This is a genomic window from Lysobacter sp. A421, assembly GCF_054052145.1.
Genome location: NZ_JBSVRL010000001.1, coordinates 93,993 through 109,299, shown reverse-complemented (window position 1 = coordinate 109,299; position 15,307 = coordinate 93,993). Strand labels below are relative to the sequence as shown.

The 15,307-nt window shown below is 60.6% G+C and carries 11 protein-coding genes; 1 reads left to right on the top strand and 10 read right to left on the bottom strand.

All coding sequences use genetic code 11. The features are described 5' to 3' along the window. Positions 1-10: 10 nt before the first annotated feature. From ACW7G6_RS00530 to ACW7G6_RS00510, 5 genes are read right to left on the bottom strand one after another with little or no spacing between them, the layout of a single operon-like run. Positions 11-4,612: a pilus assembly protein gene (locus tag ACW7G6_RS00530; RefSeq protein ID WP_456997335.1), complete on the bottom strand. Its 4,602-nt coding sequence runs from the start codon at positions 4,610-4,612 to the stop codon at positions 11-13. A 14-nt stretch (positions 4,613-4,626) separates the two neighbouring features. Further along, positions 4,627-5,109, bottom strand: a complete 483-nt coding sequence (locus ACW7G6_RS00525; protein ID WP_456997334.1) for a pilus assembly PilX family protein — start codon at positions 5,107-5,109, stop codon at positions 4,627-4,629. A 12-nt stretch (positions 5,110-5,121) separates the two neighbouring features. Then, on the bottom strand, positions 5,122-6,270 hold the full coding sequence (locus tag ACW7G6_RS00520) for a PilW family protein (RefSeq protein WP_456997333.1): 1,149 nt from the start codon (positions 6,268-6,270) through the stop codon (positions 5,122-5,124). A gap of 20 nt (positions 6,271-6,290) precedes the next feature. Further along, a complete protein-coding gene (gene pilV, locus ACW7G6_RS00515) occupies positions 6,291-6,752 on the bottom strand; it encodes a type IV pilus modification protein PilV (RefSeq protein ID WP_456997332.1) in 462 nt (153 codons plus the stop codon). After that, positions 6,749-7,258, bottom strand: a complete 510-nt coding sequence (locus tag ACW7G6_RS00510) for a GspH/FimT family pseudopilin (protein ID WP_456997331.1) — start codon at positions 7,256-7,258, stop codon at positions 6,749-6,751. The genes pilV and ACW7G6_RS00510 overlap by 4 nt, the downstream gene beginning before the upstream one ends. 207 nt (positions 7,259-7,465) lie before the next feature. Between ACW7G6_RS00510 and ACW7G6_RS00505 the strand changes: the two genes are divergently transcribed. Further along, positions 7,466-8,488, top strand: a complete 1,023-nt coding sequence (locus tag ACW7G6_RS00505) for a sensor histidine kinase (RefSeq protein WP_456997330.1) — start codon at positions 7,466-7,468, stop codon at positions 8,486-8,488. 220 nt (positions 8,489-8,708) lie between these two features. Here the strand turns inward: ACW7G6_RS00505 and ppnN are convergent, their stop codons facing one another. From ppnN to grxD, 5 genes are all read right to left on the bottom strand, one after another. After that, on the bottom strand, positions 8,709-10,091 hold the full coding sequence (gene ppnN, locus ACW7G6_RS00500) for a nucleotide 5'-monophosphate nucleosidase PpnN (RefSeq protein WP_456978944.1): 1,383 nt from the start codon (positions 10,089-10,091) through the stop codon (positions 8,709-8,711). 97 nt (positions 10,092-10,188) lie between these two features. Further along, positions 10,189-13,386 carry a TonB-dependent receptor gene (locus ACW7G6_RS00495; RefSeq protein WP_456978943.1) on the bottom strand — a complete coding sequence of 1,066 codons (3,198 nt, stop codon included), beginning with the start codon at positions 13,384-13,386 and terminating at the stop codon, positions 10,189-10,191. Between the two features lie 214 nt (positions 13,387-13,600). Beyond that, complete coding sequence (locus ACW7G6_RS00490; RefSeq protein WP_456978942.1) at positions 13,601-14,194, bottom strand: MarC family protein; 594 nt, start codon at positions 14,192-14,194, stop codon at positions 13,601-13,603. 10 nt (positions 14,195-14,204) lie between these two features. Continuing rightward, entirely contained in the window at positions 14,205-14,897 is a 693-nt protein-coding gene (locus ACW7G6_RS00485) for an SDR family NAD(P)-dependent oxidoreductase (RefSeq protein WP_456997700.1), read from the bottom strand. A 68-nt stretch (positions 14,898-14,965) separates the two neighbouring features. Next, complete coding sequence (gene grxD, locus ACW7G6_RS00480; RefSeq protein ID WP_456978941.1) at positions 14,966-15,307, bottom strand: Grx4 family monothiol glutaredoxin; 342 nt, start codon at positions 15,305-15,307, stop codon at positions 14,966-14,968.

Below are 15,307 nucleotides of genomic sequence, written 5' to 3'. Positions count from 1 at the left end.
TGCTCCCTATTCATCGGACCTGGCGCCAGGATTGTCGGCCACAAGGACGCGGCAAATACAAAGGGTCTGCTCCGGCGGCCCTGAGCACAAAGGTGCATTGTTCCGCTTCAAGCAATTCATCGATCGTTGCGGTACAGGCAGGATCCGCAGGATCACACTGCGACACCAGCTTCGGCACGAATACATTCGTTGTTTTAACCGGAGCGGATGGGTTATCGCCATCATTCAGTGATATCCCTCCGCAATTCTCGGTACAGACCGGGTCGCCGCCTGGCGTGAGCGAGACTCCAGACATCGCACCGCCACCAGTGAGCAGGTCAAGGGCGTATTCCCAGTTGACTCCGCCACCAGCCGAGCAGATCTCGCCGCGCGGTTCATAGGTAGTGAAGATTACCTTTCCGCTTTGCAACCGCGGTGTACCTATGAAGCGTTCTCCATTCACTCCCGATGCGTCCGAACCCACACGCAAATCTAAGTACCAGCCACGCTTGTCCACGTAATTGACGGCTTCACGCGTTACGCCGCGGAGCGAATAGCCATTGCTGTCCGGCAACTCGAACATCATTTGTTCAACCAAAGCGGATTCGCGGGGGCCAATGGGTGTAGCACTCAGATCGTCCCAGACGCTGTACAGGCTTTGCACCGCCATATTCTCGTTATCACCTTCGGCAAAATAGCTCCCTGTGCCAAAGAAGATGCTCATGCCTCCCCCCGGGCCCGTGGATACCTCCAGCCCCCCAGTTATCGGCTGCACGACTCCGCTATCGGCCGCGGTGAATAACGGCACACCGCTCAGACCAACCTGCCAGTCATCCGGATTGGCGGACGACAAGTCAAACTTCCAAAGATTGCCCTGTAGGTCACCTGCGTAGACCGTGTCCACCAGTCCATTCGTGTTGTCGATGGCGACAGGCGCAATATTCATGAGTCCGTTGCGGATTGCGTAGCTGGCATCGGTAGCTGCCAACCTCGATAGCACCTCTCCGGTCTCGATGTCCACAACAAAAAGAACCGGTTGGCCGCTGTCGGAATTCGGCCCATTACCAAACAACGCAACCCAACGCGGCGCTCCGCCGATTCCCTCTACCGGGACGATCTCCGGCTTACCCAGCACGAAGCCGAGGTCGGCGTCATTTGCGCCACTTAACTCCCACAGAACGTCGTTGGCGTCAAAACTTTCGGGCGAAGACACGTCTAGCGCAAACACACTGCCACTACCGTTGGGCGTGGCAGTGCCGCCGCCCCCACCCCCGGTACTTCCAACCAAAACGGTATGCCAGTCACCAGCCCCGGAGGAGCTGAACGACACGTCACCAGATGTCAGTTGCCCATCAACGTAGTACTGGTGTTCGTAGCTAGGATTGGCCAGTTCGAACAAGCGATTCAATGAAGTTGATGGAATGAATCCAAATATTTCGCCCCCGCCCGAGACTTCCGAGGCGTTGAACCCGTGGAGCATTCCGTCATTGGCGCCGACGTACACCATCGGTATCTCATTCTTTTGCGCAAGATAGTCGCGGTATCCGGCGCCAAGCGCGTTCTTCCAACCGCCAGGGGCCGAATCAACCCAATATCCGTAACCGTAGTCGTTCCTAGGCGTGACAATCTCCGTTGTGGAATTAACAATGTCTCCAAGCCTGGAAGTTCGTGTCCGTAGCCCGGCAACCGTCTCACCGCGCAGGTAGCTCACCAGACCCTCAGCGGTAGTGCTGCCAAGCCAAGAGGGCTTTGACGTAGGCACTCCCAATGCACTAAGCCGCTCAGTCTCATCGCCACCCAGGTTTACGGCAGTAAACGAGGCTACTGCCGCTGCGCTATCTATCGCGCCATCGTCCGCAACCAACGTCGGCTGGGTTGACATCCATATCTGGCGGCTGCCTGGCGCCGGCATGCTGCCGGCAGCATCCCACAACTGTGCACCTGCACTTCCGTCGTCATTGACTCCGATTGCCCTGAGGAACCCGGTCCAATCATTCGATGCGTCCGCAACGTCGAACCCTGCTTCCAGCGTGAACGAAGCATCGCCCACACGCGCACCCGCCCCACCGCCTGCAGTGGGGCCACCACCAGCGGTGGCGTCTTCAAAAATACGGCCCAACTCTGCTTTAAGCTCAGACGGATTACGCGCGAAGAAATAGTTATCGGGGGTTCCCGATTCCCGCGAGTCCCACTCTCCCGAATCAGGAATACCGTTATTGTTGGCGTCATCGAATCCGCCATACTTCGCCGCATACCAGAGCGGGTTTTCCAGCAACCCTGCCCCATCAGAACCCACCTTGAGCTTCATGACCTTCGGCTTATCCCACGAAGCCGCCGGGTCTGCTGTGGTCGTCAAGATTGAACCATTCTGGTTTCCGGGGCGCAAAGCCAACTTGTGTACGCCGTCTTGGTTGGACCCCGATATCGATACGCCCGTCAGCATGGCGTTACCCGCGTATGCGGACATGTTCTCGATCCGCACAAGAACCTCGTCGTCTGCGACTGAAGGAGACCCGGCACCGCAAACCGTAGAGTCGGAGCGCCAACAGATATCCAGCCCCGTCCAGGACGCGTTATTCCGTGGATTTGTGTCGGCACTGCATGCAGCACCGACACAATAGGTCATCATTGACACTACATCGTTGTCATTATCGTTACCCCACAAAGAGTCCTCCCATACTAGGGAAAAACTGCCTGCGACTGCGCGCTTCTGGGCATCGTATATTACGGGGCGCCCATAAACATGGTAAGGAGCGACCTGCGATACTTTGCTACCAACACCGACCGATCCCAGTGCACAGGTACGCCACCCAGTGGTTTTCAGGGTTGCGTTACCGTTACCGTGAGCCTGGCAGAGCGGTGCCAGCGATACCTTTCCGCTTCCGAGCGGAATATCGAATTTTGGCAGGTTATCAGCCAGCGCCACACCGTAAGTTGTGACGGTGTTCCTGTGCGCAGCCGGCTTACTCTGCAGGCCTGGCCTGAGATCCACGGTACTTGCCCTGAATGCCAGCCCTGAAACCAGATAGCTGCCCTCAAGCGAGGGAATGTCGGGGCATATACCTCTCACACTACTCAGCCCACCGATGGCTTTCGCCGAACAAACGTCCGCATGGGTATCCAGCGATGCACCAAGTGGCGTCGATGAAGCGCGACCCACCAAGTATTGTCCACCGACTATGCCTTCTGCGGCGCCCACCGCGTCGGTTGCAGCGCTCACGGAGCCAATCCGAGGTACAGAAGGCATCTCGTCGCTATCGAAGGAGCTCAATCCCGAAGAAAGCACGAGAATACTGCAATCGGCGCAATAGGAATTACCACCATCATCCGGCGCGCGGTAGGGGTCGTTCCAGACCACTGAGGTGGGCAATCCGGCCAGATCGCCTCCCCCGAAAAAAGCCGAAGTGCCGCTGCTCTGCCCAGCTATGTACCTGACCGCTTCCGCATACATTTCCGCAACAGGATTTCCCCAGGCACCACAGTGGTGCGAGCCAGTTCCCGGATTGTCAAGACTGCCGTTGCCGCCCTGCCCCTGCCTATTCAATATTCCCCAATCGCCGCAGTCGGACCATTTGCTACCTGTCCAACCCGTCAACTTAAAGCGATTTACAGTGTTGATGATGCCCTCATCTCCACCGCCCTGGTTACAAAATTGCCCTGTCGAAAGGTTGACCTCATCGCCCGCAGCGCAGGCTCCGGCACCATTCCCCGCAATTCTGCCAATGTTTCGTCGCAAGACACCACCGCTACGAGGAGCGTCGTAACTACCACTGATCAACCCGAAGCGAAGACGCCCACTTTCACCATACTGTTGAATGAGCCCAGTAGGCTTATAGCTCGTCTCACCATCGTGATTATAAGCGGTACAAAAATCTTCCCGCAAACTCGCATCGACTGAAGGATCACAAACCTCGACACGAACAGTGAGTGAATTGGCCGTCTTCGGCGTGTCACTACCGTTATTCAGCCCACACTGGTTGGTTGCGGTGGCTGCCCATTCTGACCAATTCCCCTCTTTGTAGCGTACTGTCGGCGCACCATTCTCCCCAAAAGAGGCACTACAAAATGAATGGGGCCCGCTTAGCGGGGTAAACGACCCAATATCTCCACCCGAGTATACTTTCACCCAGGCGTGAAGATCATCTGGAATATGCGCGCGCTCAATAATCGTTTTATCCAAGTCGTCTGTTGAACGCATTCCGCCATACAGCACGTAACGCAAAACATCCAAACGACTCATGGTCATCCAATTGACAAAATTGCCGCTCCACCCGGTGGAGCAAGAATGACCATGCGTTCCTGCAGCCGCTCCCGATGCCTTGAACCGACCGCCTGTATGACTATAGCAAAGGCCGGAGTCAAAATACCCCGAATAATCAAAACCATCCTGGTAAGTGGTATCCAGAATTCCATCTTCATCAAGGTCGGAGTAATCGCTATAAGCCTTGGTAAAAAGACGCTCATCCCGCGACATCACCATCATCATCAACGGCGATTCGGTCACGCCCATATATAAAGGCTTTTGCGCGATGGCATAATCGGTATCAGCGGCTCGGAGGTCGACGACCTGACTAACGGCTGCGGCGATTATACCGCCGACCAGTGCAAAGCGAATAAATGTAGACACGGACATGTGCGCCGCTCCAGTCAGGGAATGAAAGTAGTACTGATTACGGCACTAGAAGATGAGTCGCTTCCGTCGTCGCCGGCCACAACACTGATCTCGTATATATTTCCGGTTTCTTCATTCAGCTTGGCACCGATGCGCCGGCTTGACGAAGGGAAGCATTTATCGATCCGTCGAGTATGAGAACTGTCTTCGCCGATGACAGTTTCCGCCCAGGTCAACGGATCAAACACGGGGGCACAGGCTTCCTGGTCGGACGAGAACGTGCCGGTTGCCGAAACCGACGTGCCAATCATGCTTTCAGTGTCGCGAGCCGATGCTTCTGCCGCCTGAAATGCTTGATTAACCCTCATATAGTTCGCAGCCATGCGTTCCTGCAACCCAGTGACCTGCATACCTACAATGCCCAACATGGCCAGCAACACCAGCATGATGAGGGCGATATAGAGAACCGCGCCCCGTTGCCTCGCGGCCCCCGTAGTCGAACGAATTGCTCGATTCATGACCATTCAGCCTCAGTTTCCATACAGCCTGTTTCTCACGGCGATCGTGCTCTGGTAAACGGCTCGGAAGCGACCGTCGCTAGGCGCGGTATACGTCACCCCAAGAGCAGCCAGAGCGGTCTCCGCCTGGGATGCGCTAGAAGGATCGGGGCTTGCTGCAAGCAAGCCAATCTGGACTGAACCAACACGACGCCAACCATCCGCGGCCGCCGGCTGTGAGCTCTCCACTCCGCTAGCCACGAGCTGACGATCAATGTGCCCAGTTGGGGATCTGGCAGGGTCGATCACTCGATCTTGTCCATAGAGCAACTGCAGGTTCTCGATGCCCTCAACCAGCTCCTGATTGTCGGTGACCAGCACACCATCTGGCGCCGCCGTGTATTGCAATCGATAGAGCGACGGCCGGCCAAAATCGTTGCGCCCGATGTAATACACCACGCTTTCCGCGCGATACAGCATCGACTGCCCCGGCGTATAGGCCTTGGTCATCGTTGTGGCGGCATTGTTAGGCGCCGCTCCCATCGTCACGCTACCGGCGGCTACGGCTTTTGCCTGGAACACCGTCGCGTTCAAACAGTCCGCGACCCCGAATAAGCCCGGATCCCCGACACCACTGCGGAGCACGTCCCAACGCGACGGGTCGAAATTAAAGACGGGTTGACCAGCAGTCCCGGAAATCGAGGTTATTGGCACCCCCTCCGGCGCAAGAAAGCGGAGCGCGATGATATCGCTACCTGCAATCCTACGAGGAATAGCAGCCGCGATCCCAGCTGGGAGAGCTGGCGTGTAGGCGTCACCACCCGCCTCAGGGTCTGCACTCACTGACAAGGTGTCGTTCGGACCAGTACTATTGGCCTCAAACCCTCGTATAGATATATCGTAGTTTAGCGCCGGGTGCGGCACCGCAGCGAAAGTAGTATTCATTCCGGGCGGCGTGTTGCGAGCATGAGCCTGATCGTTGACGCAACCAAAATGTCCCGCCATACGGATATCGCGCTGCAGAAAATCCATCGCAAAACGGCTGTTCTCCTGTGTGCGCGCCAAGCCCTCGGACAGCTGATACGCCGCACGTGACCCGCTGAATATTTGCACGAGACCGAGCATCAGGATGCTGGCTATTAGCATCGCGATCATCAACTCGATCAACGAAAGACCACGCATAGTTACTGCATTTGCGGCCCTCATAACTGCGTGCTCGCGGAGAAAGTTTGATCAGTGGCGTCCGGGTCCCAGCGGTTGTCACCCCAGGTAATCGAAACTGTAACTTCATCCCCAACACGCAAGGCGCTCGCAGTCGCCCCATCGCCAAGCGCTTTGCCAAGGCGGCATTCCCACGCATCGCGGAAATCGCTACTGGTGACGTTTTCGCCGGTGGACGGCACGCAATCGTCGCTGTCGGTACTTGCCGTGTAGTTGCCGAGATACGTGGTCATCACGATGCGATTGGCCCGCATCTGGTCAATCAGCTCGTAGGTCAGGTTGGTCATCTGGGTCCGGTAGTTCGCACTTTGTGCGAATCGCACGCTCATGGTTTGCAGGAGCGCGAAGCCCAGGAGCCCAAATGCCATCACCAGAATAGTGATCAAAACTTCAATCAGCGTGAACCCGCCCGCTTTAGGGGCATTTGATAGCCGACGACTCATGAGCAATCCCCTCGCGCGGTTCTAACTTGACCAGTGATATTGACCGTCAAGGTTCTCTGCAACGGCTGATTGCCGCAGTCCACAGGACGAAGTGCCAAGACCTGGCTATCGGAAGCTCGCCGCCGCCCACGTGCGTCGAAAACAATGCCGTCACCCGTTGGCCCGCTCGCCTGTAGCTCCGTTCTTCCCTGGGTGAAGCGAAAGACTGGCTCGCCGTCTTCAAACGCGCCACTGCCGTTGCTGTCACCCCAGACTATCCAACCGTCGTTCCAAGTGCCGTCGCACGCGCCGCCATCCTTGCTGGCGCACATGCCTGCACCCTGGCTCCCCTTGATCGCCTCGCTTCGAGCCAATGCCAGAGAAGCGACCATCTCATTGGTGGTGGTTGCCACCCGGTTGGATCGCAGCGTGCCTTGGAAGCTCGGCAGGCCGATCGTCAACAAGATGGCGAGTACCACGATCGTCACCATCAATTCAATGAGGGTGAAGCCCCTATTTCTGTTCAACGTCCCCGCTCCCCCAGAAGTCGTGTCATCTCATCGTGCTGAGCTTTGAACATCAGTGCAAGGAAGTTGAGACAGGCGGTCGCCTAGCCCCGACGAACGCTCGTTTCGGCATGTCTCCCACCATCAACGAAGAGTTGATCCAGGACAGCGAATCCAAAGAGCGCATACCATGCTCAGCTATTCCGTCTCTTTTACTCAGCCCGAACCATGCCCCCCCCATCCGCTCGGCCCATCCCGCTCGACGCGCTCTGGCGTGCCCCCGCGATCATGTGGATGATGCTCTGTGGTGAGGGAGTGACTTTGTTGCTCTGCCTCGCTCCCGGCCCAGGGAGCATCGACCGTATCTATTATTTTGGCACGCTGTCTGTCGCGGTCCAATGGATACTCCTGAATACTCTTGCCGCACTGTACCTTCTTCGCGGTCTCGTGCGAACACTGCGGCCTGTGTATATTTCGTACATTGCGTTGATGCTGTTACTTCTATCGACACTGCTCGCAAATCGCGTGATTTGGCTGCTTTTCCCGGATAGCTCGATGCTTGCCGAAGGCTTCCAGCTTGCAACATTCCGTGCCCTTGGCATCGCGTTGGTGGTCGGCCTCTTGGGCCTCGCCGCCTTCCAGAACCATTGGCGCGGCCGGTTGCACGCGGTACGTGCCAAGCAATCGGAACTGCAGGCCCTACAGGCGCGCATCCGGCCGCACTTCCTGTTCAACACACTCAACACCGGCGCGGCGCTGGTGCACGAGCGGCCGGAGGAGGCGGAGCGGTTGCTGCTGGACCTGGCCGACCTGTTCCGCGCGGCGTTGGCGGGGCCACGGCAGATTTCACTGGAAGACGAGCTGTCGCTGGCGCGGCGGTATCTGGAAATCGAGGCGCTGCGCTTTGGTGATCGCCTGACGATTGGCTGGCATTTGCCGCGCGAGTTGCCGGCGGTGACGGTGCCGGCGCTGTCGATCCAGCCGTTGGTGGAGAACGCGATCCGGCACGGGGTGGAGCGGATGGCCAGCGGGGACATCGACGTCAACGTGAGCACCATGCCCGACACGGTGGTGGTGCGGATCAGCAACCCGCTGCCACCGGCGGGCGGGCTGTCGTTTGCCGGTCACCAGGTCGGGTTGAATGCCTCGCAGGTGCGGATCGAGGCACTAACCGGCGGCCGCGGCAGCGTGCAGACGCAGGTTGAGGCGGGACGGTTTATCGCCACGGTACGGTTGCCGGTGGAGGGGTGAGCGTCGAGGTTTTTCGGCGCTTGAATATCAAAGTCCATGGATCCCCGCCTTCGCGGGGATGACGGTCAAAAGAGGGATGACGGTCGAAAGGGAGATGACGGTCGAAAGGGAGATGACGGTCGAAAGGGAGATGACGATCAGAAAAGGGGGATGACGGTCAGAAAATAGGGGATGACGGTCAAAAGCCGCATTGCCCAGGCCTGCCTGGGCGGCGGGCGCCTCAGGCCACGACCCGGTAACACGGTTTGTAATCCCCGGCGATCTTCATCCGGCGCTGCTCGACGAAGGCGCGGAGCAGGCCGTCCAGAGACGCCATTATCTCGGGGTCACCATGGATCTCGAACGGGCCGTGCTCTTCGATCCGGCGCATGCCGTCCTCCTTGACGTTGCCGGCGACGATGCCGGAGAACGCGCGGCGCAGGTCGGCGGCCAGTTCATGCGGCTTGCGGCCGTGGTGCAGGTCCAGTGCGGCCATTGCTTCATGGGTCGGGACGAACGGGCGCTGGAACTCCAGCGGCACGTTGATCGACCAGTTGAAGAAGAACGAGTCGCGCTGCTCCAGGCGGTGTTCGCGGACCTTGTGCACGCCGTTGGCCATGCGCCGGGCGGTCGCGACCGGGTTGCCGGTGATGATCTCGTAGCGCTTGGTCGCGGCTTCGCCCAGGGTCAGGCGGATGAACTTGTCGATCTGCTCGAAGTACGGCGCCGAGGCGGTCGGACCGCTGAACACCAGCGGGAACGGCACGTCGGCGTTCTCCTCGCGCAGCAGGATGCCCAACAGGTACAGGATCTCCTCGGCGGTGCCGACGCCACCGGGGAACACGATGATGCCGTGGCCGATGCGGATGAAGGCCTCCAGCCGCTTCTCGATGTCCGGCATGATCACCAGGTGGTTGACGATCGGGTTGGGCGACTCGGCGGCGATGATGCCCGGCTCGGTCACGCCGATGTAGCGCATCCGGCGCTTGCGTTGCTTGGCGTGGGCGATGGTGGCGCCTTTCATCGGCCCCTTCATCGCGCCGGGGCCGCAGCCGGTGCAGATGTCCAGGCCGCGCAGGCCCAGGTGGTAGCCGACCTCCTTGGTGTAGAGGTACTCCTCGCGACTGATCGAGTGGCCGCCCCAGCACACCACCAGATTGGGGTCGGCGGGCAGCAGCACGTGCGCGTTGCGCAGCAGGCCGAATACCGCATCGGTGATGCCGTTGCTGCTGTCCAGGTCACGGCCGGCATCCACGCCCAGGTCGATCGCGTGATACGCCAGGTCGCGCACCACGGCGGCCAGCAGTTCAGCGACGCCGCGGATGATCTGGCCGTCGACGAAGGCCATCGCCGGGGCGTGTTGCAGGTCGATGCGCACGCCGCGGTCCTGCTGGTGGACCTGGATATCGAAGTCCGGGTACAGCTCCTGGGCGGCGCGCGGGTCGTCGGAGGCACTGCCGCTGGTGAGCACGGCCAGCGCACAACGGCGCAACAGGTCGTGCATGCCGCCGGCAGAGGCATCGGCAAGGCGGGCGACTTCCGCACGCGACAGCAGGTCCAGGCCACCGCGTGGATGGATGCGGGCGTTGACAGTCGGCAAGGTCGCGTTGGTGGGGGCGGTCATTGGATTCCCTTGGTTATGGTTTTTCTGGTGAAGACTTTAGCGCACACAAAAACGGCCGGGTTGCCCCGGCCGTTGGATTACTGCATTCCGAGTGTGATCAGAACTTGTACTTGAAGCTCAGCATCGCCGACCAGCGCGAGATACCCGGGTTGGAGCGGCCTGCGCCGTCCTGGATGTTCTCGTTGTCGGTGAAGCCGCTGAAGTTGTAGATGTACTTGCCGGTAGCCGGATCGATACCGGCGTAATTGGCCACGCGGCGGGTCGCATAGAAGCCGTAGTCCTCGACCACGCCCCAGTCCTTGTTGAGCAGGTTGCCGAAGTTCATGATGTCCAGCGCGATCTCGGCCTTGTGGCCCTTGAAGAACGCCGGAATCTCCTGGCTGATGCGCACGTCGAAGGTATTGACCCAGCTGGCCCGGAACTCGTTGGCCGGAGCCACCTGGCCACGGTAGCGCTGCAGCTCGGGCGCGCTGGTCGCCATCCAGTCGAAGAAGTCCTTCTCCATCTCGGCGCCACCGGTCCACATCACGTCACCCGGGCCCGACGGCACGTAGAACAGGTCGTTGGTCTCGGCACTGTCGCCGTTGACGTCGTTGTAGAAGATGTAGCTGTACGGACGACCCGAGCGGCCCTCATAGAACATGCCGATGCTGGTGGTGTTGTCGCCGAACAGGTCCTTCTGCCAGGTGACCGCACCGGTGAAGCGGTCGCGGATCGCGTAGCGCGAGTTGTAGCCGACCGGCTCGTTGGTGTTGAACACCAGCGAGTTGTTCCAGTTCGAGGAGTTCTGCGAGCTGGTGGCCGGGCTGAACTCGGTGGCATCGGTGTGGGTATAACCCACGCTCCAGCCCCAGTTCTCGACCATCGGCTTGGACAGCGAGAGCGTCAGCTGACGCGCCGAGCCCTTGTTGGTGTTGCGGATCACGATGGCCTGATCGACACCCGGGTTCTTGTTGGCGCGGTTTTCTGCACCATTGAGTCCCGCATCGATGCCGAAGTTGCCGGCATTGGCCGGGTCCAGGCCCGCCGCGTTCCAGTAGATCATGCGGCCGTCCTGGCCCTGATAGGTGGCACCGCCCACGTCGATCCGGTCAAACCACAGCGCGTCCTTGTTTTTGGTCACCAGCAACTCGGCCGAGCCGACCAGTCCGTACCACGGCAGTTCGTGGTCGATCGCCAGGTTGGCCTTCCAGATCGACGGCAGGGCCAGGCCCGGCGCCATGATGTCGGCGGTGATCAGCGGGGCGCCAGCGTTGCCGCCCACGACCGTCGGCGGCAGGCTCGCGTCAAACCCCGGGGTGTCGGGGCCGCGGAAGTCATAGGAATCGAAGTTCAGGCCGGTGTTCTGGAACGGGCCGGCCAGCCAGACGTTGGGGTTGCCGCCCTGGAACAGGCCCACGCCGCCGCGCAGCTGGGTCGGACGATCGGTGTCGAAGGTGTAGTTGAAGCCGAAGCGCGGCTGCACCAGCTTCTTGTCGAGGGTGACGGAGTTGTCGTAGCCGTAGATCTCCTGGATGCGCGAGTTGTAGATCGGGCTGTTGTCGAACTCCGGCATGTCCACGCGCACGCCGAACATCAGGCTCAGGTTGTAATTGACCGCCCAGTCGTCCTGGATGAACACACCGGTATTCTTGAAGTTGTACGCCGCCGGGATGTCCGCGTAGCTGCCACCCGGACGCGGGGCGCGAACCTGGTAGCGCGAGGGATTGTTGCTCTCGAAGTCCTCGATGCTGTCGAAGGTATAGACGCCGTTGATGTCGCGGCCGTAATAGTTGAGGACGTCGTTGTCCTCATAGTCGAAACCGAACTTGATGGCGTGGTCACCGGCATACCAGGTGCCCGCGCCGAACAGGGTGGTCTGCTCGGTGTCGACCACGTTGGCGTGGCGGTTGCGCTCGGTGCCGAGGTTGATCTCGTTTTCACCGTCCTTGATGATGATGCCCGGCAGGTTGGCGTAGGTGGACGCGATCGACGAGTAGTCGCGACGCGAGACCTTGAACTCGGTGGTGAAGGTGTCGCTCCAGTTGCTGAAGAGCTCACCGACCACGCTTTCGAAGGTCTTGTCCTGGTCGTACCAATGGCTGCGCAGCGAGACGCCGTCGTTGCCGAAACCCGGAATCTGCGGCACCGACTGCACCAGCTTGCTGTAGCGCAGCGCGGCGCGGTGATCGTCGTTGATGTTCCAGTCCAGCTTGAGCGCGTATTCCTCGATATCGGTCTCGGCGCTGGCCGGCGGGGTCATGCCACCGGCGTCAAAGCCGTAGCCCTGGGCTGCGGCCTGCACGCGGGCGATGTCGGCATCGGTGATCTCGCCACGGCCGTACGGGGTACCCACCAGGCTGACGCCCGGGGCGGTACGGGTGAACTGCTCGTAGTTGGCGAAGAAGAACAGCTTGTCCTTGATCAGCGGACCACCCAGGGTGAAGCCGTAGGTCTCTTCCTTGTCGAAGCCCTGGAACTCCTCGCCCGCCAGGTCCTCGCGGACCCAGTCGCCGTCACGCATGGCGAAGTAGGCCGAACCGTGGAACTCGTTGGTGCCGGACTTGGTGACCGCATTGACGATCGCGCCGGTGCCGCCGGCGATGGTGGTGTCGTAGTTGGCCAGGTCGATGTTGATCTCTTCGATCGCATCCATCGAGACCGGCTGCCGCATGGTCGGCATGTTGTTGGCTTCCAGGCCGAACGGGTCGCTGCTGTTGACGCCATCGATCCGGATCACGTTGAATCGCGAGTTCTGGCCGCCAGCCGAGATCGCGCCGTCACCCTTATCGGTCTGCGCGATGCGCGGGTCCAGGCGGATGTAATCCTGGATGTTGCGGCTGGCCGACGGCAACGCGTCGATCTGCTCCTGGGTGACGTTGGTGCCGGTGCCCATCTTGGTGGCGCTGAATATCTCCGAGCCGCCTCCCATGGCAACTGCCTGAACCGTCGTCAGGGTGGTGACATCGTTGTCGAGTTTCACATCAACGGTGCTCACCTGGTTCAGGGCCAGGTACACGTCGTCCTCCGAAGAGGACCCCGCACCCGCCTTGTTGATGGTGATCGTGTACGGCCCACCCACGCGCAGGCCCCGCGCGGTATAGCGGCCGCTGGCGTCAGTAGTGACACGACTGACCGTGCCCGATTCATCATGCACGATGGTGACCTCGGCGCCGACGACCGGCTGGCCGTCAGTACCAGACACCTGTCCACCGAGGCCGGCGGAGGTGCTCTGTGCGAATGCAGGAGCAGAAGCAAGGACAACGAGCAGTCCCAGGGTGAGCTTGGACAACCGGGCGCGGCTGGGGTGATTCATGACGGAGGGCCTCAAGGCGTTGGGTAACTTGACTTGACCATCGGTGGGGCGACGGCGGGGTTTTCTTGGGTGTTGACGCAACAAACTGGTGGCTGCCAGTTAACGCTAGATTAACATGGCGACATACTAATGCGGATGTTTTACAGAATTGTGACGGTCTCCCCCCAGCCGCTGGATCATGTGTTTGCCCTGCCGCCCCCCGGCAACGCGCTGCTCAGGACGCGACGCCCAGGTATCCGACCAGTCCGTCAAGGAACATCTGTACCGAGATCGCGACCAGCAACATGCCCATCAAGCGCTCGACTGCGCTGAGCACGCGCGAGCCAAGCCACTTGTACAGATAGGTCGCCGAGAACAGGATCGCCGCGGTCACGCCCCAGGCGATCAGCAGCGCCAGGCTCCACTCACCCAGGCGGTCAGGCTCGTTGCTGCCCATCAGCAGTACCGCGGCCATGCCGGACGGGCCGGCAATCAGTGGGATGGCCAGCGGCACGATGAAAGGCTCACCGTCAGGCAACGCGCCCATCAGCCCCTCCGGCGGCGGGAAGATCATCCGGATGCCGATCAGGAACAAGACGATACCGCCGGCGATCGCGACCGAGTCCTGGCGCAGGTGCATCACTTCCAGCGCGTACTTGCCGCCCCACAGGAACAGCATCAGCACGACCAGGGCGATCAACAGCTCGCGCGCCAGCACGAAGCGCTGACGCTCCGGTGGCAGCGTGCGCAACAGGCTCAGGAAGATCGGGATGTTGCCCAACGGATCCAGGATCAGGAACAGCAGCAGCGCGGCGGAGGCTATGGTCATGCGACGACGCTCACGGCTTGGGTGCCCAGACCTGGCCGCGATGGATCGCGCCGGCGCTCGACAACAGGGTCACGCAGGATTGCGCATAGGCTTGGGGGTCATCGGCCAGGTGCATGGTTTCCTCGACATAGGCCTTGGCCCGTAGCGGCGTACGCATCGGCCCGGGTTGCAGCCCGCTGACGCGTACCGGCGAGTTGGCCAGTTCCGCATGCAGCATGCCGACCAGGCTGGCAAGGCCATGCTGGGCGAGCCCGTAACCACCCCAGAACGCCTTGCCTACCCGGGCCAGGTCGTCGATGGCGAACACCAGCGCCGCATCTTCGGCTTTTGCAAGCAACGGCAGGCAAGCCTGGCTGAGCCACCACGGGGCGGTCAGGTTGACGTGGATCGCGCGCGCGAACGCGGCGGGATCGGTATGCAGCAACGGGGTCAATCCGGAAAAATCGGCGGCACAATGCAGCACGCCGTCGAGGCGTCCGAGCTCGGCATCGATGCCCGTCGCCATCTCGGCGTAATCATCCGGCGATGCGCCTCCAAGGTCCAACGGGTACAGCAAGGCTGCAGCGCCGTCGGCCACGATCGCGTCATGGACCCGGTTCAACCCGGGCAGCTTGCGACCCAGCAACACAACAGTCGCGCCCGCGCGCGCGCAAGCCTTGGCGGCCACACTGCCCAAACCACCATGGGCGCCGGTCACCAGAATCACACGGTCATGCAAGTCCGGCGTAGCGGAAGCAACGGTGTGCGAATGAGCAGTGCTTACCGAGCTCACTACGCCTGGTTCTCCGCTTGATCCTCGGCCTGGGTCTCGCTGATCATCCGCGCCAGCTCACCCGACTCATACAGTTCGACGGTGATGTCGCAGCCGCCGATCAGCTCACCGTGGATGAACAACTGCGGGAAGGTCGGCCAGTTGGAGTAACGCGGCAGGTTGGCGCGGACCTCCGGGTCCTCCAGCACGTTGAAGGTATGCAGACCGGTGGCGCCGGACGCCTGCAACACCTGCACCGCGCGACTGGAGAAGCCGCACATCGGGAACTCCACCGTCCCCTTCATGAACAACACGACCGGGTGGCTCTCGACCTGGGCCTGGATCCGCTCGATCACCGACAT

Coding starts and splice junctions, on each gene's coding strand:
- ACW7G6_RS00505 (WP_456997330.1), top strand. CDS start 7,466: ATGCCCCCCCCATCCGCTCGGCCCATCCCGCTCGACGCGCTCTGGCGT.
- ACW7G6_RS00525 (WP_456997334.1), bottom strand. CDS start 5,109: ATGAATCGAGCAATTCGTTCGACTACGGGGGCCGCGAGGCAACGGGGC.
- ppnN (WP_456978944.1), bottom strand. CDS start 10,091: ATGACCGCCCCCACCAACGCGACCTTGCCGACTGTCAACGCCCGCATC.
- ACW7G6_RS00520 (WP_456997333.1), bottom strand. CDS start 6,270: ATGCGTGGTCTTTCGTTGATCGAGTTGATGATCGCGATGCTAATAGCC.
- ACW7G6_RS00530 (WP_456997335.1), bottom strand. CDS start 4,612: ATGTCCGTGTCTACATTTATTCGCTTTGCACTGGTCGGCGGTATAATC.
- pilV (WP_456997332.1), bottom strand. CDS start 6,752: ATGAGTCGTCGGCTATCAAATGCCCCTAAAGCGGGCGGGTTCACGCTG.
- ACW7G6_RS00495 (WP_456978943.1), bottom strand. CDS start 13,386: ATGAATCACCCCAGCCGCGCCCGGTTGTCCAAGCTCACCCTGGGACTG.
- grxD (WP_456978941.1), bottom strand. CDS start 15,307: ATGTCGGTGATCGAGCGGATCCAGGCCCAGGTCGAGAGCCACCCGGTC.
- ACW7G6_RS00490 (WP_456978942.1), bottom strand. CDS start 14,194: ATGACCATAGCCTCCGCCGCGCTGCTGCTGTTCCTGATCCTGGATCCG.